The 23,425-nt window shown below is 58.9% G+C and carries 22 protein-coding genes; 7 read left to right on the top strand and 15 right to left on the bottom strand.

What is annotated here, in order from left to right; translation table 11 throughout:
* Window positions 1-32: 32 nt before the first annotated feature.
* From JOE34_RS00355 to JOE34_RS00390, 8 genes are all read right to left on the bottom strand, one after another.
* Window positions 33-917 (bottom strand): glycosyltransferase family 2 protein, encoded by an 885-nt coding sequence (locus JOE34_RS00355; RefSeq protein ID WP_003341880.1) that lies wholly within the window; start codon window positions 915-917, stop codon window positions 33-35.
* A gap of 255 nt (window positions 918-1,172) precedes the next feature.
* A complete protein-coding gene (gene cyoE, locus JOE34_RS00360) occupies window positions 1,173-2,060 on the bottom strand; it encodes a heme o synthase (protein ID WP_003314082.1) in 888 nt (295 codons plus the stop codon).
* A gap of 10 nt (window positions 2,061-2,070) precedes the next feature.
* Entirely contained in the window at window positions 2,071-2,403 is a 333-nt protein-coding gene (gene cyoD, locus JOE34_RS00365; RefSeq protein WP_002552345.1) for a cytochrome o ubiquinol oxidase subunit IV, read from the bottom strand.
* Window positions 2,403-3,035: a cytochrome o ubiquinol oxidase subunit III gene (locus JOE34_RS00370; protein WP_003421830.1), complete on the bottom strand. Its 633-nt coding sequence runs from the start codon at window positions 3,033-3,035 to the stop codon at window positions 2,403-2,405. The genes cyoD and JOE34_RS00370 overlap by 1 nt, the downstream gene beginning before the upstream one ends.
* Before the next feature lie 3 nt (window positions 3,036-3,038).
* Window positions 3,039-5,051 carry a cytochrome o ubiquinol oxidase subunit I gene (gene cyoB / locus JOE34_RS00375; RefSeq protein ID WP_003341876.1) on the bottom strand — a complete coding sequence of 671 codons (2,013 nt, stop codon included), beginning with the start codon at window positions 5,049-5,051 and terminating at the stop codon, window positions 3,039-3,041.
* Window positions 5,052-5,054: 3 nt separating this feature from the next.
* The gene (gene cyoA, locus JOE34_RS00380) at window positions 5,055-5,996 is read right to left on the bottom strand and encodes a ubiquinol oxidase subunit II (RefSeq protein WP_003421829.1); all 942 of its coding nucleotides are present in this window, start codon (window positions 5,994-5,996) and stop codon (window positions 5,055-5,057) included.
* A 10-nt stretch (window positions 5,997-6,006) separates the two neighbouring features.
* Window positions 6,007-6,207, bottom strand: a complete 201-nt coding sequence (locus tag JOE34_RS00385; RefSeq protein ID WP_003314077.1) for a hypothetical protein — start codon at window positions 6,205-6,207, stop codon at window positions 6,007-6,009.
* Between the two features lie 251 nt (window positions 6,208-6,458).
* Window positions 6,459-6,968: a disulfide bond formation protein B gene (locus JOE34_RS00390; RefSeq protein WP_003314076.1), complete on the bottom strand. Its 510-nt coding sequence runs from the start codon at window positions 6,966-6,968 to the stop codon at window positions 6,459-6,461.
* Between the two features lie 608 nt (window positions 6,969-7,576).
* On the opposite strand from JOE34_RS00390, the gene JOE34_RS00395 reads away from it, so the two are divergent.
* The 3 genes from JOE34_RS00395 (at window position 7,577) to JOE34_RS00405 (ending at window position 9,873) form a co-directional block, all read left to right on the top strand.
* Window positions 7,577-8,473 (top strand): chemotaxis protein, encoded by an 897-nt coding sequence (locus JOE34_RS00395; protein WP_003408993.1) that lies wholly within the window; start codon window positions 7,577-7,579, stop codon window positions 8,471-8,473.
* A 65-nt stretch (window positions 8,474-8,538) separates the two neighbouring features.
* Window positions 8,539-9,000 (top strand): GNAT family N-acetyltransferase, encoded by a 462-nt coding sequence (locus tag JOE34_RS00400; RefSeq protein ID WP_024649659.1) that lies wholly within the window; start codon window positions 8,539-8,541, stop codon window positions 8,998-9,000.
* 117 nt (window positions 9,001-9,117) lie between these two features.
* The gene (locus JOE34_RS00405; protein WP_004402948.1) at window positions 9,118-9,873 is read left to right on the top strand and encodes a YkgJ family cysteine cluster protein; all 756 of its coding nucleotides are present in this window, start codon (window positions 9,118-9,120) and stop codon (window positions 9,871-9,873) included.
* 18 nt (window positions 9,874-9,891) lie between these two features.
* Here the strand turns inward: JOE34_RS00405 and JOE34_RS00410 are convergent, their stop codons facing one another.
* The 7 genes from JOE34_RS00410 to JOE34_RS00440 form a co-directional block, all read right to left on the bottom strand.
* Window positions 9,892-10,116 (bottom strand): hypothetical protein, encoded by a 225-nt coding sequence (locus JOE34_RS00410; RefSeq protein WP_003415292.1) that lies wholly within the window; start codon window positions 10,114-10,116, stop codon window positions 9,892-9,894.
* A gap of 93 nt (window positions 10,117-10,209) precedes the next feature.
* Window positions 10,210-11,208 (bottom strand): fimbrial protein, encoded by a 999-nt coding sequence (locus JOE34_RS00415; protein WP_004402946.1) that lies wholly within the window; start codon window positions 11,206-11,208, stop codon window positions 10,210-10,212.
* A gap of 1 nt (window position 11,209) precedes the next feature.
* Window positions 11,210-11,995, bottom strand: coding sequence for a molecular chaperone (locus tag JOE34_RS00420; protein WP_046266792.1), 786 nt, complete (start codon window positions 11,993-11,995; stop codon window positions 11,210-11,212).
* On the bottom strand, window positions 11,992-14,454 hold the full coding sequence (locus JOE34_RS00425; protein ID WP_209996819.1) for a fimbria/pilus outer membrane usher protein: 2,463 nt from the start codon (window positions 14,452-14,454) through the stop codon (window positions 11,992-11,994). The genes JOE34_RS00420 and JOE34_RS00425 overlap by 4 nt, the downstream gene beginning before the upstream one ends.
* 202 nt (window positions 14,455-14,656) lie before the next feature.
* Entirely contained in the window at window positions 14,657-15,409 is a 753-nt protein-coding gene (locus JOE34_RS00430; RefSeq protein ID WP_209994927.1) for a molecular chaperone, read from the bottom strand.
* Between the two features lie 63 nt (window positions 15,410-15,472).
* Window positions 15,473-16,057 carry a fimbrial protein gene (locus JOE34_RS00435; RefSeq protein ID WP_003314067.1) on the bottom strand — a complete coding sequence of 195 codons (585 nt, stop codon included), beginning with the start codon at window positions 16,055-16,057 and terminating at the stop codon, window positions 15,473-15,475.
* 332 nt (window positions 16,058-16,389) lie between these two features.
* The gene (locus tag JOE34_RS00440) at window positions 16,390-16,782 is read right to left on the bottom strand and encodes a hypothetical protein (protein WP_004402938.1); all 393 of its coding nucleotides are present in this window, start codon (window positions 16,780-16,782) and stop codon (window positions 16,390-16,392) included.
* A 280-nt stretch (window positions 16,783-17,062) separates the two neighbouring features.
* On the opposite strand from JOE34_RS00440, the gene JOE34_RS00445 reads away from it, so the two are divergent.
* The 4 genes from JOE34_RS00445 to JOE34_RS00460 are packed head-to-tail and all read left to right on the top strand — an operon-like array spanning window position 17,063 to window position 23,372.
* On the top strand, window positions 17,063-18,229 hold the full coding sequence (locus JOE34_RS00445) for an efflux RND transporter periplasmic adaptor subunit (RefSeq protein WP_010424471.1): 1,167 nt from the start codon (window positions 17,063-17,065) through the stop codon (window positions 18,227-18,229).
* Window positions 18,226-21,330, top strand: a complete 3,105-nt coding sequence (locus tag JOE34_RS00450; RefSeq protein ID WP_209994929.1) for a multidrug efflux RND transporter permease subunit — start codon at window positions 18,226-18,228, stop codon at window positions 21,328-21,330. Before JOE34_RS00445 ends, JOE34_RS00450 begins: the two co-directional genes overlap by 4 nt.
* A gap of 10 nt (window positions 21,331-21,340) precedes the next feature.
* Window positions 21,341-22,018: a heavy metal response regulator transcription factor gene (locus JOE34_RS00455; RefSeq protein WP_003314062.1), complete on the top strand. Its 678-nt coding sequence runs from the start codon at window positions 21,341-21,343 to the stop codon at window positions 22,016-22,018.
* Complete coding sequence (locus JOE34_RS00460) at window positions 22,008-23,372, top strand: heavy metal sensor histidine kinase (RefSeq protein WP_080341388.1); 1,365 nt, start codon at window positions 22,008-22,010, stop codon at window positions 23,370-23,372. The genes JOE34_RS00455 and JOE34_RS00460 overlap by 11 nt, the downstream gene beginning before the upstream one ends.
* Window positions 23,373-23,425: the final 53 nt, after the last annotated feature.

A 23,425-nucleotide genomic window follows, 5' to 3' on the forward strand; every position in this document is an offset into this window, starting at 1 on the left:
CAATCACATTTTTTTGGACAGTCAGGCAGGACTTACCGATAGCTCAGGAGTAAACGCTTGCAGCGCCGCAAGGTCGTTCTGTTGATCTGCCTCCATGGGATGGAAAACAAAAGCCCCCAGGCATACCGCTTGTCCGCGACCGCGGCATATTTCAAGGCTTTGTTGATGGCCTGAGTACGACCGCTCTGGTATTCGCGATGATCCCGATAGGGCTCGATGCTTTTCAGGTCAGCCTCAAGCAACACCTTGTACTTGCGCGAAAGGTTGTTCGGGTGACGTCGATAGCGCGTGACGATCTCGGGGAGCACATGAATTTCATAGCCCAGATGAGCGATTTTCAGTGTTGCCTGAAAATCCTGCACCCTTATCTGCGGGTCATAGCCGTTCGCATCCTTAATGGCCTTCATGCGGTACAGAGCGACCGGCGCGCCAACGACCACCGCTCCGCGCAATATGTCATCGAACGTCAGCCGCTCGATGTGATCGCGGGACTGACGTTTGATTTCCTTGCCGTCGCCATCCATGTAGCTGACCAGTGCGCCGACACAGCCTACCGCGGGATGATTGTCCAGATACTCGGCACGAATCCGCACCGATGAGGGAAGCATGATGTCATCCAGATCCGGCGTAGAGAGGTACACGCCTTTGGCGTAACGCAGACCATGGTTGAGGGCAGCACTGACGCCCTGATTGGCCTGGCGATAGAGCTGGAAAGGATAGCGTTGCTGCAGGGACTCCAGCATCGCGATGCTGTTGTCGGTCGAGCCATCGTCAACGACGATCACCTCGAAATTCTCGTAGTCCTGAGCAAAAATACTCTGAATCGCGACCTCGAGAAATCGCTCGGCGTTGTAGCAAGGGGCAACGATGGAAACCAAAGGGCTGGGCGTGGGGTTCTGACTTTCTGAAGACATCATGGGTAGCAGCCATAATCATGATCAGCCCTGACGGGCTCGGAAACCGAATATCTGTAACAGGTCGCTTGAAAACGGCACATCATGCGGCAAGCGCTCCTGATTTTCCATGAAAGGTCAAAAACGTCCTGTGAACAGGCATTTATAGCCGCGGAAAAACTGCCGACATGCCCTGTCTTTCATTCAGTGTAGATCGGCACTCAAAAAAAAACCCCGTTCTTCGCAGAACGGGGTTTTCATGTTGCGCATCAAGTGGAATCAGAAAGCGTAAGTCACCAGCAATTCTTTTGTCACCTGAAAGTCGACCGACATCATCACGCTCAAGGCAGTGATGGTGAAGATCGAAAACACGAACAGCTTGCGAGCCCAGACAGTATCGTCAACGGCCTTGTAGCCCTTCCAGGCCATGTACAGCCAGTACATACCCATACCCGCTGCAACAGCCAGGTAGTTGAGGCCCGCATAGCCACCCACGGTCAACATCAGGGTCGCTACGAGGAACGCCAGGATGTAGAGCATGATGTGGCGCTTGGTAACCAGAATGCCGCGCTTGACCGGCAGAACCGGAATCTTCGCAGCACGGTAATCATTGAAGCGGAAGATGGCGATCGCATACGAATGCGGCATCTGCCACAGGCTGAACATCACCAGTAGCGTGAGTGCCGCAAAGTCGAAGCTGTTGCTCACTGCGCAGTAGCCAATCACCGGCGGCATGGCCCCCGAGAGACTGCCCACCAGCGTGCCGTGAACGGATCTGCGTTTCAGGTACAGGCTGTAAAGGCCGACGTAGATCACGAACCCGATCACTGCAAACAGTGCGGCCAACGGATTGGCCTCGGTGTACAGCAGGCCAACGCCTGCAATACCGAGCAGGGTTGCGTAGAGCAGCGCCAGTTTCAGAGAAACCAGGCCCTGCACCAGAACCCGGTTACGGGTTCTTTCCATTCGCTGGTCGATATCGCGATCGATGCAGTTATTGAACACACAACCGGACGCAACGACCAGGGAAGTACCGATGACCGCCGCAAGGAACACGCCGAAATCGATATTTCCCTTGGAAGCCAGAAAAAAGCCACCTGCCACCGAAAGCACGTTACCGAAAATGATCCCCGGCTTGGTGATTTGGATAAAGTGCTTCAGTGACATCTGGTATTCCTCAATGCGCCATCATTTCGCGGTGGACGCTGAAGATGATCCACAGCGACAAGCCGACCAGCAGGACGATAACCATCGTGGTAAAGGCGAAGGCCATCACGTTGTTACGCTGCACGCTTGTGAAGTCCAGATGCAGGAAGTAATGCAGGTGCACCAGAATCTGGATGATCGCGAAGACCAGAACGATTGCGATCGTCATGTCCTTCGGCAGCGAAGGTGACATCACCAGGGCAAACGGAATGGCGGTCAGGATGATCGACAGTACGAAACCGATGATGTACGACTTCACTGAGCCGTGACTATTGTCTTCAGCGGAGTGATGCGAATTCGACATTACAAAGCTCCCATCAGATAGACAACGGTGAACACGCCGATCCAGACAACGTCCAGGAAGTGCCAGAACAGGCTCAGGCAGCTCAGGCGCGTCTTGTTGGTGTTGGTCAGGCCCTTTTTCTGGACCTGGAACATCATGATCGCCATCCAGATCAGGCCGCTGGTCACGTGCACGCCGTGCAGACCTACCAGCGCGAAGAACGCTGACAGGAAGCCGCTGCGGCTAGGACCGAAGCCCTCTTCGATCAGGTGATGGAACTCATAGACTTCCATACCGATAAACGCAGCACCACACAGGAAGGTCAGTGCCAGCCAGCCCAGTACCTGGCTTTTATTGCCCTTGTACAGTGCCAGCATGGCGAAGCCGTAAGTGATACTACTGACCAACAGGAACGCGGTTTCCACAGCCACGAATGGCAGCAGGAAGATGTCCTGGCCCGACGGGCCGCCCGCGACGCTGTTGACCATCACGGCGTACACCGCGAAGAACGAGGCGAACAACACGCAGTCGGTCATCAGGTACAGCCAGAAGCCGTAGACCGTCATGCCACCGCTGTCGTGGTGATCGTCATGCCCATGATCATGGTCGTGACCGTGATCGTGGGCTCCGGAGTTGATTGCAATATTTGACATTGTTTAAACCTGTTCCAGCGAGGACTTGACAGGAGTGTATGCACCGTTGGCCGCCAGGACCTTGTGATGCTCACCTTCAATACGCGCTACATCTTCAGCAGGCACCATGTAGCCCTGGTCGTCACGCATGGCGTGAGCAACGAAGACGGCAATGGTCGCAACCAGGCTTGCGCCTACCAGCCACCAGATGTGCCAGATGAATGCAAAGCCGAAGACCGTCAGCAACATACCCATGTACAGGCCGGTCGCCGTGTTGTTAGGCATGTGGATCGCCGAGTAGCGGGCAGGAACCTTGTAAGCGGTACCGGCACGTTTCGCATCGGTGAACGGGTCGACGTCGTCAGCTTTTGGCAGCTCGGCAAAGTTGTAGAACGGTGGAGGCGATGAAGTGGACCATTCCAGGGTATGGCCATTCCATGGGTCACCGGTCAGATCGCGGTTGTTGTCGCGGTCACGGATACTCACGAACAGCTGGATCAGCTGCGAAGCGATACCCATGGCGATCAGCACGGCGCCGAACAGCGCGACGTCCAGGTAGATGTTCCACTCTGGCATGTCAGTAGCGTTCAGACGACGGGTCATGCCCAGGAAGCCCAGCGCGTAAAGCGGCATGAATGCGACGAAGAAGCCGACGATCCAGAACCAGAACGCTGCCTTGCCCCACTTCTCGTTCAGGGTGAAACCGAACGCTTTAGGGAACCAGAACGCGAAGCCGGCGATGTAACCGAATACCGCACCGCCAATGATGACGTTGTGGAAGTGAGCGATTACGAACAGGCTGTTGTGCAGCACGAAGTCAGCACCTGGGATCGCCAACAGAACGCCGGTCATGCCGCCGATCGAGAAGGTGACCATGAAGCCCAAGGTCCAGAGCACCGGCGCAGTGAAGCGCAGACGGCCCTGATACATGGTGAACAGCCAGTTGAATAGCTTCACACCCGTCGGGATCGCGATCAGCATCGTCGCCAGGCCGAAGAAGGCGTTGACGTTGGCACCCGCACCCATGGTGAAGAAGTGGTGCAGCCAGACCATGAAGCCCAGGATACAGATCGCACCGGAGGCGAAGATCATCGACTTGTGGCCGAACAGACGCTTGCCGGAGAACGTTGAGATGACTTCCGAGAACACGCCGAATGCCGGCAGGATCAGGATGTACACCTCAGGGTGGCCCCACGCCCAGAACAGGTTCACGTACATCATGGGGTTACCGCCCATTTCGTTCGTGAAAATGTGGAAGTCCAGGTAGCGGTCAAGGGTCAGGAACGCCAGGGTAGCGGTCAGGATCGGGAACGAAGCCACGATCAGGATGTTTGCCCAGGTGCAGGTCCAGGTGAAGATCGGCATGTCCATCAGTTTCATGCCAGGCGTACGCATTTTCAGAACGGTCACGAGGAAGTTGACCCCCGTCAGCGTCGTACCTAACCCGGATAACTGTAGCGCCCAGATGTAGTAGTCAACCCCGACACCAGGACTGTATTGCAGCCCGGAGAGAGGCGGATACGCAACCCAGCCGGTCTTGGCGAATTCACCGACACCCAGAGACAGGTTGATGAGCAGCATGCCTGCTACCAGCAACCAGAAGCTCAGGGAGTTCAGGAACGGGAACGCCACGTCGCGAGCGCCGATCTGCAGAGGCAGAACGATGTTCATCAGGCCCGTGAAGAACGGCATCGCCATGAAGATGATCATGATCACACCGTGAGCGGTGAAGATCTGGTCATAGTGCTCAGGCGGAAGGAACCCTTCAGCACCGTTCTGGGCCATCGCCAGTTGGGTACGCATCATGATCGCGTCGGCAAAACCGCGCAGCAGCATGACCATGGCAACGACGATGTACATCACGCCGATTTTCTTGTGGTCGACAGAGGTCAGCCACTCAGACCACAAGTACGTCCACTTGCGGAAATAGGTGATCAACCCGACAACCGCAATGCCGCCGAGCGCGATCATGGCAAGTGTCACCATGACTATGGGCTCGTGGAACGGCACCGCTTCCAGACTTAATTTGCCAAACATCGTTTACTCCTCTGCCCCAGCAGCTGAATTTTTGCCTTTTTCCGCACCAGCCTCACCGGCTACTTCCTTCTCACCAGCAACAACCTTCTTGCCTGGATTCATACCTTCATACTTGTCGATGACGATCTGGAACAGGTTCGGGGTGACCGAGGAAAAGAGTTCGACAGGGTTGCGTTCGCTCGGCTTGATCAACTCGGCGTATTCGGCCGTGCCAAGCTTTTTGGGCGAGCTCTTGACTTCGCTGACCCAGCTGTCGAAATCAGCCTGGCTGGTAGCGATGGCCTTGAACTTCATGCCGGTAAAGCCTGCGCCACTGTAGTTGGCCGAAATACCGTTGAATTCGTGATTCTCGTTGGCGATCAAATGCAGCTTGGTGTGCATGCCCGCCATCGCGTAGATCTGACCACCCAGACCCGGGATGAAGAACGAGTTCATCACGCTGTCCGAAGTGACCTGGAAGTTGATCGGCGTCTTGGCCGGGAACACGATCTTGTTGACCGTGGCAATGCCGTAGTCCGGGTAGACGAACACCCACTTCCAGTCAACCGAGATCGCCTGGATGGTGACCGGCTTGACGTCCGAATCAAGCGGACGGTAAGGGTCCAGCGAGTGCGTCGAGACGTAAGTGATGTACCCCAGAAAGACCAGCAACAGCATGGGTACGCCCCAGACTGCGATTTCGATCTTGGTGGAGTGAGACCAGTCCGGCGTGTACTTGGCAGCCTTGTTCGATGCGCGATACTTCCAGGCGAAGATCAGGGTCATCAGGATGACCGGGATCACGACAATCAGCATCAGCAGCGTTGCGATTATGATCAGGTTCCGCTGCTCGATACCCACCTGCCCTTTTGGATCGAGCAGAGGTACGCCATCGCATCCACTGAGCAAAAGCATACAGAAAAGGGCCAAGAAGCCAAAAAACCTGGGGTACCTTTTTTTACTCATTTCACGACCTCTAAAAGCAGCTTGCGCGGTGCAGTTGGGTTTCGACCGCCAACACTTCGCCCTGCCAGTGCCGGCTAATTTTTTTGAATTGAACAAGGGCCGCCAGTACGCACAGCGGCGTATCGACAAGTCCGGGTTTAGCTATGGATTCTTGTTTTTTGAGTTGCTGGAACTGCCCAAAACTTCGGGCAGACGCTTTCGACGCGGCCATTATACGCCCTCAGAGGCAAGCGTTGCGCTGCCTGTTCAGAGTGCACAGGGGACGCTCCAAGCCTCAAAATGCTGATCGTTCGGCCAAGCTGAACGACAACTGACGGGGATTGTAGATACGTAAATTTTTAATGACTATGCCTAATTTTGTAACAGTTATTCTCTATATGCGTAACAATCGCTCTTCAAACGCATCATTACACGCGAAAAAAGCCCCGCATTCACGGGGCATTTTTGCGAAAGCCCCTGTAGTTAGTAAGGGTTGCGGCGGTTGCGGATGATGCACGCCGGTACCAGAACTGCAGTCAGGACAAACGCTGTCAGCGCCCATTGCGCGAGTGACAATCCGAGAACCGGCGGATATGGCGTCGTGCAGAAACCGCTGACCTGAAACCCGGTAGGGAACAGTGTAGCCAATGGCAGGCCATCGACAATCGGCTGCAGCACATCGATGCCGCAGCTGTCGGACGGATGGGCGAGGATCCAGACATGCCGGCCGGCAGCAGCAATGCCGCCAAGGGCGCTGAGGGTGACCAGGGTTTCAAACACCGTAACGCTGCGGCGTCCGGGCATGGCGGCGCCGATGAACGCAAAAATGGCGATGAACAACAGTGCGTAACGCTGCAGGATGCACAGCGGGCACGGCGCTTCGCCCAGGGCGATCTGCATGTACAGGGCGCCGCCGATCAGGGCCAGGCAGATGATGCCCAGCAAAACCAGAAAGCGCTTTTCGCGTCTCAGGTACAACGTGTTGTCGCTCATTCACATACCTTACTGAACTGATGAAAGGGTTGGCCTGCGCCGTGCAGCGTGCGCAGCCTCAACGGGTGGGGACGGCCTGACTGGGCCGAGGCGTGCGCGATGATCATCTGTCTGATTCGGCAACTCAAGCATTGGCCAGCCATACGGACGCATTTGCCGGCCAGGTGGTCTGCATGGCAGCAGATCCACGACCGCCAGGACGTTTTTTGCAGGGGCCGGATGCAAAGCCCTTCTATATATAGAAGGGTGCGTCAGTTTGTCGCAGCTCTTCTTCTATATATAGCTGCGGTATTTTGTCGCAGGGCGCCTTTCTGGCAAAGCACTATGGCGTGGGAACCCGCTACGCAGGTTGTCGGAATACAGAGCGCGACAATCTGCCGCCCTCCCCAGGTTTGACGCAACCGAAGCCAGACTGCCACCATCGGCACGTGGGCAGTCCGCTTGTCGGGCGCGCTACGGTGCAGTGCAACGACGTCCAATGGCAAGCGAACGGCACGCTCGGCTGTCGGTTAAAAATCCTCAAGCCAGCGCGCCTCAGGTCGATAACCTGTCATAGAAAGTTGTTTGCCGCTACCAGGCGACGAAACACCTACAGCCAGAAGGTTCATATGTCCAAGAACGTCCGAGCAGATTCACTTTCGCTGCTCCTCTTCACGTTGCGCAGCGGCAAGCTGATGGCGATCAACCTGCTCAAGGTCAGCGAGATCATTCCCTGCCCGCCTCTGACCCATCTTCCCGAATCGCACCCACACGTCAAAGGCATCGCGACGTTACGTGGTTCGTCGCTGTCGGTTATCGATCTGAGTCGTGCGATCGGCGAGCGGCCGCTGGCCGATCCCGACGGTGGCTGCCTGATCGTCACGGATGTCAGCCGCTCGAAACAGGGCCTGCACGTTCAGGCCGTGAGCAAGATTGTGCATTGCCTGACCACCGATATCCGTCCGCCACCCTACGGGTCGAGCAGCAAGTCGTTCATCACCGGGGTCACCCAGGTCGATGGCGTGCTGGTGCAGGTACTGGACATCGAGAAAGTTATCCACGGTATCGCCCCTGCGCAGATCGTCGTGCAGTCCACAGAGCTGGCCAAGGAGGATGCGGAACTGCTGAGCAAAGCGCGGATTCTGGTCGTCGATGACAGTCAGGTTGCGCTGCAGCAATCGATCATCACCTTGCGCAATCTCGGTCTCGAATGCCACACGGCGCGCAGTGCCAAAGAGGCCATCGATGTTCTGCTCGATCTGCAGGGTACTGCGCGGCAGATCAACGTGGTGGTGTCCGATATCGAGATGTCAGAGATGGACGGCTACGCCCTGACCCGCACACTTCGGGATACCCCGGACTTCAGTGACCTGTACATCCTGCTGCACACCTCGCTCGACAGCGCGATGAACAGCGAGAAGTCGCAGATCGCCGGGGCCAATGCCGTGCTGACCAAGTTCTCGTCACCCGAGTTGACCAAATGCCTGATCGAGGCCGCACGTACGGTGGTCGCCCAAGGGCTCTGATCCCTGAGCGCACAGCGACACAACGTCCGAACATGACCGATGCATCCGCCGCGCATTACTGGCTGATGCGTCGGGATCTTGCAGTGCCAGTGCCCATCCCGGCCTGGCCGCCTGGCATCCAGCCACATCCCCTTACGCTTGAGCGAGCCGCAGAGATTCACAGCCTGCTGACCCTGGGGTATGGCAGCGCGGCAGGTTGCGTAGCGGATTATCCGGACTGGCTGGCTGCATTCGAACACGATCCCGAATGCGATCCGTCGTTGTGCTTTCTGGCCATGCGTAACGAAACGGTAGTCGGTGTGATCGTGTGCTGGACCAGCGCATTCATCAGGGACCTGGTGGTGCACCCTGATGTGCGACACAGCGGGATCGGCCACGCCCTGCTCAATCATTTGTTCACCCATCTGCGTACGCGTAATGAAGCATCGGTCGACCTTCACGTCATGGAAAACAACCTGGCGGCGCGGCGGCTTTATGAAAAATCCGCAATGGTCTATCTCAAGCGTTTCGACATCCCTGCAGCCTGAACCCGCGACCGACCCGGCCAACGTCTGGCGCGCAACTTGCTTCCCGAGACACATCAAGCGAGTGAGTGACCAATTGTTGTCGCTTGCCGCCTACCTGTTGGACGGGTCATCGAGATAATGGACACCAAGTTTTCCTGCGTAGGGTGTGGCGGCTGCTGCACCGACCATCACGTACCGCTGACGCTCGACGAAGCCGCGCAGTGGGCGGCCGATGGCGGCAACGTGATCGTGCTGACCGAGGCATTTCTGAGCAATGGCTATGGGGTTTCCGAGACGCAGCTGACCCATGCCAGCCGTCGCTCGGCCGAGGTCAGCACTGGCAGCACCACAGCCTTTGTGGCGATCACCTTCGCGGCCTACAACGTGGGGCGCTGCCGGAATCTTGACGAGAAAAACCTGTGTCGCATCTACGAGCGCCGGCCACTGGTGTGCCGAATCTATCCGATGGAGATCAACCCGCACATCCCGTTACGCCCGGAGAACAAAGGCTGTCCGCCAGAGTCCTGGGAGCAGGGTCCTGACCTTATCGTCAACGACAGGCTGGTCGATAGGCAACTGATAGACCTGATCGAACAGTCGCGTCAGGCCGACCGGGATGAAATAGAGACCAAACAACTGATTTGCCAGAAGCTCGGCATCCGTACTACCGCCCTCAAGGGCAACGGTTTCGTCGCTTACCTGCCGGACATGGGCGCGTTTGCCGCCGCCATCGAAGAGGTCGCAAATCCTGCGCAGGATGAGCGGACCCAAGGTTCGAAGTGGGCGTTTCACGTCGCCGGCCAGCACGTTCTGGACACCCTGCAACAGGAAGGTGCCGAGGTGACTGACCGGCAGCCGGTTTCCTACCTGTTCATTCCCTTGCAGGCGGCCTGAGCAGGATCATTCAGGCGATCAGCGCTTGCCCATCGACCTGCGGGTGCCAGCCGGCGCGACGCCCGGGGTCTTGTGGTGGCCGTGCTTGTTGTTTTTCTGATGCCACGCCGGCTCCTTTTTGGCCTGGGCAAACTCCGAAGGCTTGAACGGAAAGCTGAAAGGCGCAATGACAGCCTTGTTTTCAGTGTCTGCGACGGAGTCGGCTGCGGCGTCTTGAACAGGAGGTTGTTCAGGCGTGGTCATGGTGTCACCAGAAAGTCGAATTGGCCGGGCAAATGCCCGCGGCCGCGCAGCATACATCAATCGCCGCACAACCGCCCGAGCCTCCTGTCGCCGTCATTTGTAGAACAGATCGACCATCACCTCGGCATTGAACGGTCCGGGCCGTGGAATGTTGGTGTTCCACAGCAGTTCGGCATTGAAGTCCGCCCTGGCCGTGTTGGTTTCGCCGAGCAATTCCGCCAGATGGAATGGCTCGTTGTAACGTAGCAGCTGACCGTTGACTGCACTGGTAATGCGTATCCCCAATGAATCATTACCGACGGGGATCAGCAGCTCGCCAGACAGATTGCCTGTCACCGGCCTGAAACGCGCATCGATGCTGAACGGCGAATCACAGCTGCGGCTGGTCAGCAGAGAGAATGTCTGGGTGGCAGTCACTTTGCCAATGGCCACCTGGTGTATCGCAACGTCGCCAAATTCCACGGTTTCCGGGAGCACTTGCAGATCGGCATCGCAGGCCACGAACCTCAGTCCCCGCAGGTTATTGATCACATAACTGAGGCTGCGCCCTGACAGCAGACTCGGGTCTGTCGCGCCGCCCAGCTGAAAAAACCGGTAATCGAGCAAATCACTGGCCACGCCGGAGGACGGTGTAGCGCCGAACTTCTGGATAAATACCGAAAACGCCAGGCTAAAGCGCACTTTCGGGCAGTTTTCGAGCGTGCTCTCACCCTCGCGACACACCGGCACGTAGCTACCGGTACCGACCCGACCACTGCCGTGCAGGTGATCGATGCCCTGCAACGTCATTCCGGCACGAATCCCCTGACCGATCGAGCGATTGTCCGGATTCAGGTAGATAAAAACTTCCTCCGCTTCGGACTGCCAGCCCTCTCTGGCGCACTCGATCTGAACAGTCAGAGGTTCGGAACGCCATACCACTTCCCCGTCAGGCATCGACTCCGGGATTGCCACCGTACTGCTCAGATCATCGTGAATTTCGGTTTCGCCCGTCCCTTGAGTGGTACAAACCACTGCGAAGGTGGAAGCCGGCTGCAGTAACAGCAACACGGCAAGGGATCGCAGCCAGCCTCTGGCAGAGAGATGTTTCATATCAGCATTCGTCCTGAATGGAATTGTTTTTCGGCAGCCTGGCGGTAGTGGCCGTCTGCCCGGTGAGCTGTGCGCAATGGGTCCGTCGGCCGCCGTAGTCGGTCAGCGCCTGGTATGAAAAACGATGTGTGGCAGAAGGCTCGACACTCGCCGGTACAACCATCGAAATCTGGACGCCCGGCGCCAACAGCAGATGATCGCCGAGCTGCACCCCGTCGATGCGCAGCGCTTGCAGAGCGGCGTGATAGGGCGTCGGGTTACTGACCGTCAGCACCAAGGCGTGCGACGGGTCATGAGTCAGTGTCCACAGCAGCCGCGCGGGGGTGTCGGCCGGATCACCGTCAAGGCCGGGGGGCCGGTAGAACACGTTGATGCGTTGGCGCACGGCGATGTTCAACTGCCCCGCACCGTCTTGGCGTCGGGGTATCTCAAGCACGTAAAGATGCAGCAGCGACTCGTATTTCTGCGGCATGCCTGCGCCCTGATACAGCACGCGCAAGGCCTGCCTGCCGCCCACCGGCAGGCGTGAAAGTGGTGGTGTAACCACGAATGACAGGGCCTTGCGCAACTCACCCGGGGTGTCGTCGTCATCCGCGGCGTCGCTGAGCCAGGCCTGTACAAGTGCCTCGGACGTGCCGCGATTGCGCACTTCGAGCGTGACTTCGCGATACTGCCCGTCGAAAATCAGCCGCGTTCCACTCAGCGAAACAGCGCCCTGCGCCGCCAGGCCGCTCGTCAACAGCACAGCCGTCAACAGCGCCTTGCATGAGCCAGCGAAAGCGCTCATCGGCATATCACCCTGATCCGCTCGTAGGCACGCGAGGGGTCTCTGGGCGGTAGCGAGAATGTCGCCTGACATCGTTGATCGGACCAGCGCACCCACAGGCTGCCGGCATCCTGCTCGCTGAGCACCAGCGCCTGGCTGCCTGGATCGACCACTGCCAGCGCCCTGCCCTGCTCATCTTCGACACTGGCGCCCAGCGGCACCTTGCTACCATCGGTGCGGACCAGTTCGAACTGGACCCGGCGGCCCACATTGGCCTTGAAGCGCACCACCGGTATCGCGCCCCTGCGCGGCACGATCTGGGTGATGGCATTTTCCAGATCGACATCAGCGCCCAGCTGCCGGGTATCCAGGCTGACCCAGTTGGTGCGGTAGGCCTGCGCATAAGGCAGAACCGCATAGCCGTTGCCGGCGGTCTCGACGTTACTGAACGATTTCAAGCGGGCGCCACCGACATCCGGCACCTGAACCAGCGCAAAGGTTTCTCCCAAGGCCTGCCCAAGGTTCACGCCTCCGGCATGCGCCACCAGCGAACCTGCGGCGGACAGGCTGAATGCATCGTAGTCCTGGCCCTGGCTATAACCGGCCTCGAAACGGCCGAATGCCGTGCTGGTGCTGACCTTGCCGGCACCGAAACTGCCGGAGGTGCTGTCACGTCCAGCCTGTACCGAATAGAACGTGTCGCGGTCGCCCAGCACCTGGCCATTGAGGCCGGCCTGCGCGTTGTACTCGCCACGGCTGTCGCGTACCGCGTTGAAAGACAATCGCGACGAGCCGGGGCTGGATCCGAGCGGCAGGGTCACGCTCAGGGCAATACGATTGTCGGTGCTCGGGTCACCGCTTCGCCCGAAATCCTCGTTGCGTTCCATGGACAGGCTGTAATTGAGCGAATGCCAGGCGGCGTTATAGGACAGGTAAAGTTGCCGGGTCTTGCCGGGCAGGTTCCAGTAGCGCTGCTCGGACGCCGTCAGGCTCAGCGACGCCGACTGGCCGGGCACTATCTGAGTGATGCTGAGTTCCAGCCGATCCCGCGCCAGCCCGGAGGACAACACTCGCCGCTGCGCGCCGCTGTCGCTGACGTGCTGGTTCAGGGTCCGGTATTGCTCGGTCGAATAACGATAACCGGCCACTGCCAGCGTGGTGTCGGTGACGTCCAGCGTATTGGCATAACGCACCCGCAGGCTCTGCCCACTGCGCGCCTGCCGATCCACCTTGCTGACCGAGCGGGTGAGGTCCATCGACACCGCGCCCAGCCCGGTGTTGACCCCGGTGCCTATATTCGCGGCCTGATAATCCTCGGCCAGTTGTGCCCCGGCGAACCCGGTAATCCGTTCGGAAAGACCATAGATCAGAGCTGCGCTGGCAAACGCCGGAGAGGCCTGCTGGTCGTCGTTGTTGTCGACCTGCCCGCCGGCCAGGCTGTAGCGCAACGAGCCTGCGGGAACCATGATCGGCAGCGACGCATAGGCCTGGGTGAAGGTTCGTACGCGCCCGTCGGCTTCGATGACAGACACCGACAAGTCGCCATTGGAGCCACTGGGATAGATATCGGCAATCTCGAAAGGCCCGGGCGACACACTGCCGCTGTAGAGCAGAAAACCGTTCTGGCGAACTTCCACGGTCGCATTGGTTTCGGCAATCCCGCGGATGACCGGGGCATAGGCGCGCTCACTGTCAGATAGCATGCCATCGTCAGAGGCCAGGGCCGCGCCCCTGAAGCGGACACTGTCGAAGACCTGCGAATCGGTAAACGTCTCGCCCAGCGTGAACTGGCTTTTCAGGGTAATGATGTCGCGCTGCGCGAACGTACGATTACTGCGATAACGCCATGGCCTGTCACTGCCGCCGACTAGAGAGGACTCGTTGCGCAAACGCCAGGCGCCGACGTTCAGACCGTTTCGCAGCCCCACGTAGTACTGATCCGTTTCCAGGCCCTTGTTACGCCGTCGGCTGCCATTGACGTTGTAATTGATAAAGCCTGCGGTCTCGCCCTGATCCCAAAGCTCCGGCGCCACATAACCACGGGTACCGCGCGACATCACCGCTTGCGGCACACTGATCGTCAGTCGCAACGCACCGGGCTGATAGTCGACGCGAGCAAATTCGACACGCGCAGGCAGGTCGAAACAGGCTTGGGCAGATACCTCACCTGACGGCAGACGACTCAAGTCCAGACCAAAGCTCTGTAGCATCTCGAGCGACAGGCAGGGCTCGATCAGGCCCGACAGAGGATTTTTCAAAAAGCGGATGTCCCGCCTGCCGCTCAGCTTGCGATTGACGTAGATATCAACCCGGTAAGTACCGGGCAGCACGCTATTGGAGCGCAGAAACTCCTGAAGGTCAGCCGGCTGATCGCTTCCCTGGATAAAAGCCGTATTGAATCTGGCTGCCCCGTCGCTACCCGACGAGGCGGCTGACGCGTTGAGTACAAACATCAACGTCAATCCGAAACCGATACCCAGCGCACAGCGTCGGGGGTGAGGGAGCGCGCACTGGGCAATGGCTCCCTTGTTAACTTCTTTGCGCCATTCCATAGCGGTCTTCACTCTACTTCGGCTGTCGCGCGCGCCGCGCAATCCTTTTACACAGACGCAGGTCTGCCGGGCTGCTTGTCACTGAGGCCCGACGGTTTGAATAGTGAACGCTGACAGTGGATAAGCCAGCTTATCGGGGCGACGCCTTGCCGGCGTTAACCGGTTGTTTATGGATAAGGGTTGCCTGATAAGGCACTTGTCCGCCGTAGTCATTGAGACTGACGAAACTGAGCAGCAACGGTGCACTTGCCGGGGTGTGCTGTAACGGGATATTCAGACGCTGATGCGGCGCCAGCATCTGACTGTCCAGATGGGCAAGTTCAGTGTCGTGTTGGCGTATGGAAATCCGGAGCATGGATACATGGTAGGGGCCGGGATTTTCGACCTGTACACCGGTGTCATCGATCCACTGCCAGTTCAGTCTTTCCGGAGCCTGCTGTGGATCACCCTGCAAACCATCAGGCCGGAAGAAGACTTTTATGCGCTGACGTACCGCGATCTGCAGCGTGTTTTCTGCTGCGGTCTGGGGTATTTCCTGAACATTGAGCCACAACACCGACTCACGATCGGTGGGCATGTCGGTACCGGAATGAATGATCCGCAATAGTTGCCTGCCACCCCCGGCCATACGCGTAAGTGCGGGTGTGACAATGAACGGCAAGTTCGGCAGACTTTCGTGAGTGCCGGCCGCCGCCACAGGCGATTCAAGCCAGGACTGCAGGAGAATCTCTCCCCCGCCACTGTTGTGAACACCCAGACTGACCTCTTTATCAGTGCCTTGGTAAATGACTCGCGTCGTATTCAATACGATGCCCGCCTGAGCAGTGGATGCGCAGAACAACAACGCGGCGAGCATCGTGTAGCGGAAAAAATCGGGAAACATGCTGACGTTCACCTTGAATTCGGTAAAGGACAGAGCGAGCGCTGCCCGCCCTGTCCGACACGATTACTCGTAATCCATCACGAACGGCAGGAAGCCGTCGGCATTACCAGGATTGGTGGGCGTGCCGTTAAGCACATACACCGCGCCAAAATTGATTTCAGCGGTGGCACCGTTGGCGCCATCCTTGATCAGCGTGGTGTCGACGGTTTCGTCACCACTCAGATCCATCAGCACACTGGACGCATTGAGCAGGCCGATACCGACGCCATCTGCCGCACCGGTGGTGCGCAGGAGTTTCGCGTCGTTGTTGTCCAGGCCACTGCCGTTACGGGCAATAAGGCGCATCTTCACCATGTTGTATTGGTCTGCACCTGCACTGCAGTTGACCAGCAACTGGATGGGGGCAGCCGTCTCGAATCGGCTTTCGCTCGATACACCGATATCGGAGAAGGACACGTTGCCCAGGTCGATATTGATTTCGCCAGGGTTGGTCCCCGCACTGACACCCGTGCCCGGCCCCACATCGCAGGAGATATTGGTCAGTGTTCCGTTGAAGACCATTGTGCCGTTGTTCGCCGCACTGGCGGTACCTGCCATGCCAACGCCCATTACGCCCAGAACTGCCAATGTAAGAGAAAGCTTTTTCATGCTAACGACCTTCCTTGTGTTATTTCGTGTGTGCCCGCTATCGGACGGTGAGCACTATAGAGCCAGGTCTATTTCAGTGCTGTCAGCTCGGTAACTTTCACCCCGCAGACAACACAACACGACACGCAGGACAGGTCTGTAGGAATAATTATAAGTCGTGCCGGGCACACTGATAAAAACCCTTTTTCCACACAGAAGCGCGCCCTTACTCAGGTACAGACTACCGACGCCTTCACTGTGGCCGAGATTATTTATCGCTCAAACTTAACTGGCACTGGACTGCCACTTGAGAACGTGACAGTCCGGACGAAAAAAACACGACAGACCGGTATTTACTGATAGCTCAACGTGACCACCGCAGCGCGCGCCTGCAGGGCTTCTCCGTCGATGACCACGGCGGCAGGCAGCACCTGATACTGCGTCACGAAGGGCATTGCCTGCTCACCACAGACATTACGTTCGGTGCTCACATGAATAGTGACCCCGGGTGCAACTTCCAGCGTTCTCGACTGAACACCGGGCGCCGTCATCTCTGTACTGGAAACCTTGCAACTGCTGTTGACGATACTGCCACGCAACGTTATTGCACCGTCCTTTGCCCATGACACAGCGGGAGCAGTCAGCCACAGCGCCGACAGGATTACGACCCACAAGCGTTTATCAAGGGTCCGTAACTTCCACATCACTTTTCCGTTCATTTTCTGACTGCTCATGGCGTACTCCATTCATTGACTCATACGATAATTTAAGTTGATGAGAGAATAACCTGCCAGAAACCTACTTAGGAAAATGTAGGAAAACTCCTAGGACTTTATAAACATCTGGACAACTATCTCTTCAACATAGGTATCGTCCAATTCCGACTTTTCTTGATTGCACGCCACACCCGCTGGAGGCTTTCTGACAAACCTGACAGCTGAAAGTCATTTTGTTGACCGGGTTTGCAGGCTATAAGGAAGCTGTAAAAAACATTACTTCCGTACCGACACTTGGCGTTTTCTTCATATGCGCAGAAAGACCCTGACCGTCACCGCCGTCGTCCTGTTGATCACCTGTGCGGCAATTGCCGGCTGGAAACTGACCCGCCCGGCCACACTCCCCAAACATGCCGCTGTCGCTGTGCCCGTCAAAGTGATCACGGTCAGTCTTGAGGACGTGCCGCGTTTCGTCACTGGGATCGGTTCGGTGCTGTCGCTGCAAAGCGTCGTGATCCGCCCTCAGGTGGATGGGGTGCTGACGCGCCTGCTGGTCAAGGAGGGTCAGCAGGTCAAGGCCGGGGACCTGCTGGCAACGCTGGATGACCGCTCTATCCGGGCTGCACTGGAACAGGCGCGTGCCCAGTTGGCGCATAGCAAGGCGCAGCTGGACGTCGCGCAACTGGACCTCAAGCGCTATCGCCAGCTCACCCAGGAAAATGGCATCTCGCGACAGACGTTCGATCAGCAACAGGCACTGGTCAGGCAGCTCGAAGCCACGGCGAAAGGCAACGAAGCGAGCATCAACGCCTCACAGGTGCAGTTGTCCTACACTCAGATTCGCTCGCCGGTGACGGGACGGGTCGGTATTCGCAATGTCGATGAAGGCAACTTCCTGCGCGTCAGCGATGCTACCGGGCTGTTTTCAGTGACCCAGATAGACCCGATTGCCGTGGAGTTTTCCCTGCCACAGCAGATGTTGCCGACCCTGCAAGGGCTGATTGCCGAGCGCAACGCTGCGACCGTCAAGGCGTATCAGGGCGACGGCGCGGCCAACGGACTGCTTTTGGGTGAAGGTACGCTTTCATTGATCGACAATCAGGTGTCGGCAAGCACCGGTACGATCCGCGCCAAGGCTCAGTTCAAAAACCCCGGCGAGCAACTCTGGCCAGGGCAACTGGTGACCGTGAAGATCCAGACCGGTATCGAACTCAACTCGCTGAAAGTGCCGCCACAAGTGGTGCAGCGCGGTGTTGACCTGCACTTCGTCTATCGGCTCACTGCCGACAACAAGGTGGAAGTCGTACCCGTCAAAGTGCTCTATCAGGACAGCGAACAGACACTGATCAGCGGACCACGTGCTGGCGATGTACTGGTCAGCGACGGCCAGTCGCGGCTACGCCCGGGAGCAACGGTCGAAGTGATCACTGCGCCTGCTGCGGATGTCGCCAGCGCGCAAGCGGAGCCTGCACGATGAACGGCCGGGGCTCGGTGTCGGCGTGGTGCATCGACCACCCGGTGGCCACCTTGTTGTTGACCTTTGCATTGGTCCTGCTGGGGGTCATTGCCTTTCCGCGGCTGCCGATCGCGCCGTTGCCGGAAGCGGAATTCCCGACCATACAGGTCACAGCGCAGCTGCCCGGCGCCAGCCCCGAGACGATGGCGTCTTCGGTTGCCACGCCACTGGAAGTGCAGTTCAGCGCGATACCGGGCATGACCCAGATGACCTCCAGCAGCGCACTGGGCTCCACCAACCTGACACTGCAATTCACGCTCAACAAAAGCATCGACACTGCGGCGCAGGAAGTCCAGGCCGCCATCAATACCGCAGCCGGACGCTTGCCGGCCGATCTGCCCAACCTGCCGACGTGGCGCAAGGTCAACCCGGCCGACAGCCCGGTGCTGATTCTCAGCGTGAGCTCCAGCCTGATCCCCGGCACCGAGCTGAGCGACGTCACCGAAACCATTCTGGCGCGCCAGCTCAGCCAGATCGAAGGGGTGGGCCAGGTCTTCATCACCGGTCAGCAGCGTCCGGCGATTCGTGTCCAGGCCGCTCCCGAGAAGCTGGCTGCGCTGGGGCTGACTCTGGCGGACATTCGCCAGGCGGTGCAACAGACCAGCCTGAACCTGGCCAAGGGTGCCCTGTACGGCAAGGACAGTATTTCAACCCTGTCTTCCAACGACCAGTTGTTCAAGCCGCAGGACTACGCGCAACTGATCGTTTCCTACAAGAACGGCGCGCCCGTCCAGCTCAAGGATGTGGCTCGGGTGGTCGCGGGCTCGGAAAACGCCTACGTCAAGGCGTGGTCCGGCGATCAGCAAGGCGTCAACATCGCCATCTTCCGCCAGCCGGGCGCCAACATTGTCGACACCGTGGACCGTATCCAGGGTGAACTGCCACGCCTGCAGGAAATGCTCCCGGCCAGCGTCGATGTCTCGGTACTCAACGACCGCACCCGCACCATCCGTGCCTCGCTGCATGAAGTGGAACTGACCCTGATGATCGCGGTGCTGCTGGTGGTCGCAGTCATGGCGCTGTTCCTGCGCCAACTGTCAGCCACCCTGATCGTCAGTGCGGTACTCGGGGTCTCGCTGATTGCCAGCTTTGCGATGATGTACCTGTTCGGCTTCAGCCTGAACAACCTGACACTGGTGGCCATCGTGGTCGCGGTCGGTTTCGTGGTGGATGACGCCATCGTGGTAGTCGAGAACATCCACCGTCATCTCGAAGCCGGCCAGGGCATGCGCGAAGCCGCGATAAAGGGCTCCGGGGAAATCGGCTTTACCGTGGTGTCGATCAGCTTCTCGTTAGTGGCGGCGTTCATTCCACTGTTGTTCATGGGCGGCGTGGTCGGGCGACTGTTCAAGGAATTCGCACTGACCGCAACCGCGACCATTCTTATTTCGGTGGTCGTCTCCCTGACCCTCGCGCCGACCCTGGCCGCGCTGTTCATGCGCGCGCCCACCCATCACCCGCATCAGAAACCGGGATTCGGTGAACGCCTGCTCGCCTCCTACGAGCGTGGCTTGCGCAAGGCCCTGGCCCATCAGCGGCTGATGCTTGGCGTGTTCGGCCTGACCCTGGCGCTGGCAGTGGTCGGTTACATCCTCATACCCAAAGGCTTCTTCCCGGTCCAGGACACCGCTTTTGCACTCGGGACCACCGAGGCCGCTGCCGACATCTCCTACCCGGACATGGTGGAAAAACACCTGGAGCTGGCAAAGATCGTCGGCGCGGACCCTGCCGTGCTGGCGTTCTCGCATTCGGTCGGTGTTTCGGGCAGCAACCAGACCATCGCCAACGGCCGCTTCTGGATCTCGCTCAAACCACGCGCCGAACGCGATGTGTCGGTCAGCGAGTTCATCGACCGCCTGCGCCCCAAACTGGCCAAAGTCCCGGGCATCGTTCTGTATCTGCGCGCCGGGCAGGATATCAACCTCAGTTCCGGGCCGAGCCGCAGTCAGTACCAGTACGTGCTCAAGAGCAACGACGGCGAACTACTGAACACCTGGACACAACGGCTGACTGAAAAGCTGCGCAGCAACCCGGCGTTTCGTGACATGTCCAACGACTTGCAACTGGGCGGCAGCGTCACGCACATCGACATCGACCGCAGTGCTGCCGCGCGCTTCGGCCTGACCACGGCCGATGTCGACCAGGCGCTGTACGACGCGTTCGGCCAGCGGCAGATCAGCGAGTATCAGACGGAAGTCAACCAGTACAAGGTAATCCTTGAACTGGACGCCCAGCAGCGCGGCAAGGCCGAAAGCCTGGCGTACTTCTACCTGCGCTCACCGCTGACCAGCGAAATGGTGCCGCTGTCGGCAATGGCCAAAGTCAGTGCGCCGCGCATGGGGCCGTTATCGATCAGCCATGACGGGATGTTCCCGGCGGCGAACCTGTCATTCAACCTGGCTCCCGGGGTCGCGTTGGGTGATGCTGTGCGCATGCTCGATCAGGCCAAGAACGAAATCGGCATGCCCGCCTCGATCATCGGCAGCTTCCAGGGCGCAGCACAGGCGTTCCAGAGTTCGCTGGCCAACCAGCCCTGGCTGATCCTTGCGGCGCTGGTGGCGGTGTACATCATTCTGGGTGTGCTCTATGAAAGCTTCGTGCACCCGCTGACCATCATCTCCACCCTGCCCTCGGCAGGTATCGGCGCACTGTTGCTGCTGTGGATGATGGGGCAGGACTTCTCGATCATGGCTTTGATCGGCGTGGTGTTGCTGATCGGTATCGTCAAAAAGAACGGTATTCTGCTGGTGGACTTTGCCCTGCAGGCCCAGCGCGAGCAGGGCCTCACGCCCCACGAAGCCATTTATGAGGCCTGCATCACCCGCTTCCGACCGATTATCATGACCACCCTCGCCGCGCTGCTCGGCGCGCTGCCGCTGATGCTCGGTTTCGGCGTCGGTTCCGAGTTGCGTCAGCCGCTGGGCATTGCCGTGGTCGGCGGCCTGCTGGTGAGCCAGATGCTCACGTTGTTCACGACGCCGGTCATTTATCTGCAACTGGAGCGGCTGTTTCATCGACGTCACCCGGCGCCCGACGCACCGGCGCTGGCCCTGCACAAGTGAGAGTCGCCCGATGCGCGTGCTGATTATCGAAGACGAAGAGAAAACCGCCGACTACCTGCGTCGGGGCCTGACCGAACAGGGCTATGCCGTGGACGTGGCGCGCGACGGGATCGAGGGCCTGCACCTGGCGCTGGAGAATGACCATGCCATCGTCATTCTCGACGTGATGCTCCCAGGCCTGGATGGTTTTGGTGTGTTGCGTGCGTTGCGTGCGCGCAAACAGACACCCGTGATCATGCTGACCGCGCGCGAGCAGGTCGACGACCGCATTCGCGGCCTGCGCGAAGGCGCGGATGATTACCTGGGCAAACCGTTTTCCTTTCTGGAACTGGTCGCCCGCCTGCAGGCCCTGACCCGGCGCAGCGGTGGCCACGAACCGGTGCAGATCACCATCGCCGACCTGTGGATAGACCTGATCAGCCGCAAGGCGACCCGCGCCGGCCTGCGCCTGGACCTGACCGCCAAGGAGTTTTCGCTGCTCAGCGTGCTGGCCCGGCGTCAGGGCGACATTCTCTCCAAGACATCCATCGCCGAGATGGTCTGGGACATCAACTTCGACAGCGATACCAATGTGGTCGAAGTCGCGATCAAGCGCTTGCGAGCCAAGCTCGATGGCCCTCACGAGCACAAGCTGCTGCACACCATTCGCGGCATGGGCTATGTGCTGGAGAACCGCAGTGCGGGTTGATTCGATTGCCCTGCGCCTGAGCGGGCTGTTCGCGCTGGTGGCGCTGGTGGTCTTTCTGCTGATCGGCTGGGCCTTGTACCTTCAGGTCGACAAGAGCCTCGACCTGCTGCCCCGCGCGGAAGTGGATGCGCGCTACAGCGTGCTGGAATCGGCGGTCAATCGTTTCGGCAACCCGGAGCACTGGGGCAAGATCAAGACCAAGCTCACCTTGCTCAGTGAAGAGGATAAACGCCTGCGCTTCTGGGTGGTGAGTGACAATCCGCTCTACGAGTTCGGCAACCCTGGCGCTGAGATTCGTCGTTTTGCGCAGGGGCCGCTGGGCATGCACGACCTGAAACTGGCGGATCACCCGTTTTCGTTCAAAGTGCTGGTCAGCGAGTTTCCCGCCAAGGAACAGCGTCCGGCACTGCGCTTTCTGACCGCCATCGACACCGAGACGTTCTGGCACACGCAGCACTCGCTGCTGGTCGCCTTGATCAGCCTCGCCACGCTGGGCATTCTGCTGGCGTCGGCGCTGGGCTACTGGGTCGCGCGAATTGGCCTGCGACCGCTGACCAGCCTCTCGCAGGAAGTCCAGAAGCTCGCCCCGCCGCGGCTATCCGGACGCTTGCAGCTGTCGCCGCTGCCGCCGGAACTCGAACAATTCGTCGCCTCGTTCAACTCCACGCTGGAACGCGTCGAGCAAGCCTACTCAAGGCTGGAGTCGTTCAATGCTGACGTGGCGCACGAGCTCCGCTCGCCGCTGACCAACCTGATCGGTCAGACCCAGGTAGCGCTAACCCGTGGCCGCTCTGCCGAGCATTATTTCGAAGTGTTGCAGTCGAACCTGGAAGAGCTGGAGCGCCTGCGCTCGATCATCAACGACATGCTGTTTCTGGCCAGCGCCGATCAGGGCACCAAGGTCAAGGCGCAGACCTGCACCTCACTGGCTGAAGAAGTCGCTACGACGCTGGATTACCTGGACTTCATTCTGGAAGACGCGCACGTGCAAGTCCGTGTCAACGGCGACGCCAGCGCGCCTATTGAAAAGCCCCACCTGCGCCGCGCGCTGATTAACCTGTTACACAACGCCGTTCAGCACACTCGCGCTGGCGAAGTCATTGAAGTCAACATCGAATCCCGCGATGCCCATGTCACTGTCAGCGTGACCAATCCGGGCGTACAAATCGCCCAGGAACATTTACCCAGACTGTTCGAGCGCTTTTATCGGGTGGATGCCTCACGCAGCAACAGCGGCGCCAATCACGGCCTGGGGCTGGCCATCGTCAAGGCGATTGCCTTGATGCACGGCGGCACCGTGTTCGTGAACAGCGCCAAGGGCGCCAATACCTTCGGCATCCAGTTGCCCCGCTGACACCGAAAATACTGACTACACTGACCATTTTCACGGCCCTCAGTGTGCGTCTG

This window comes from Pseudomonas sp. PvP028 (genome assembly GCF_017832255.1).
Classification (GTDB): domain Bacteria; phylum Pseudomonadota; class Gammaproteobacteria; order Pseudomonadales; family Pseudomonadaceae; genus Aquipseudomonas; species Aquipseudomonas syringae.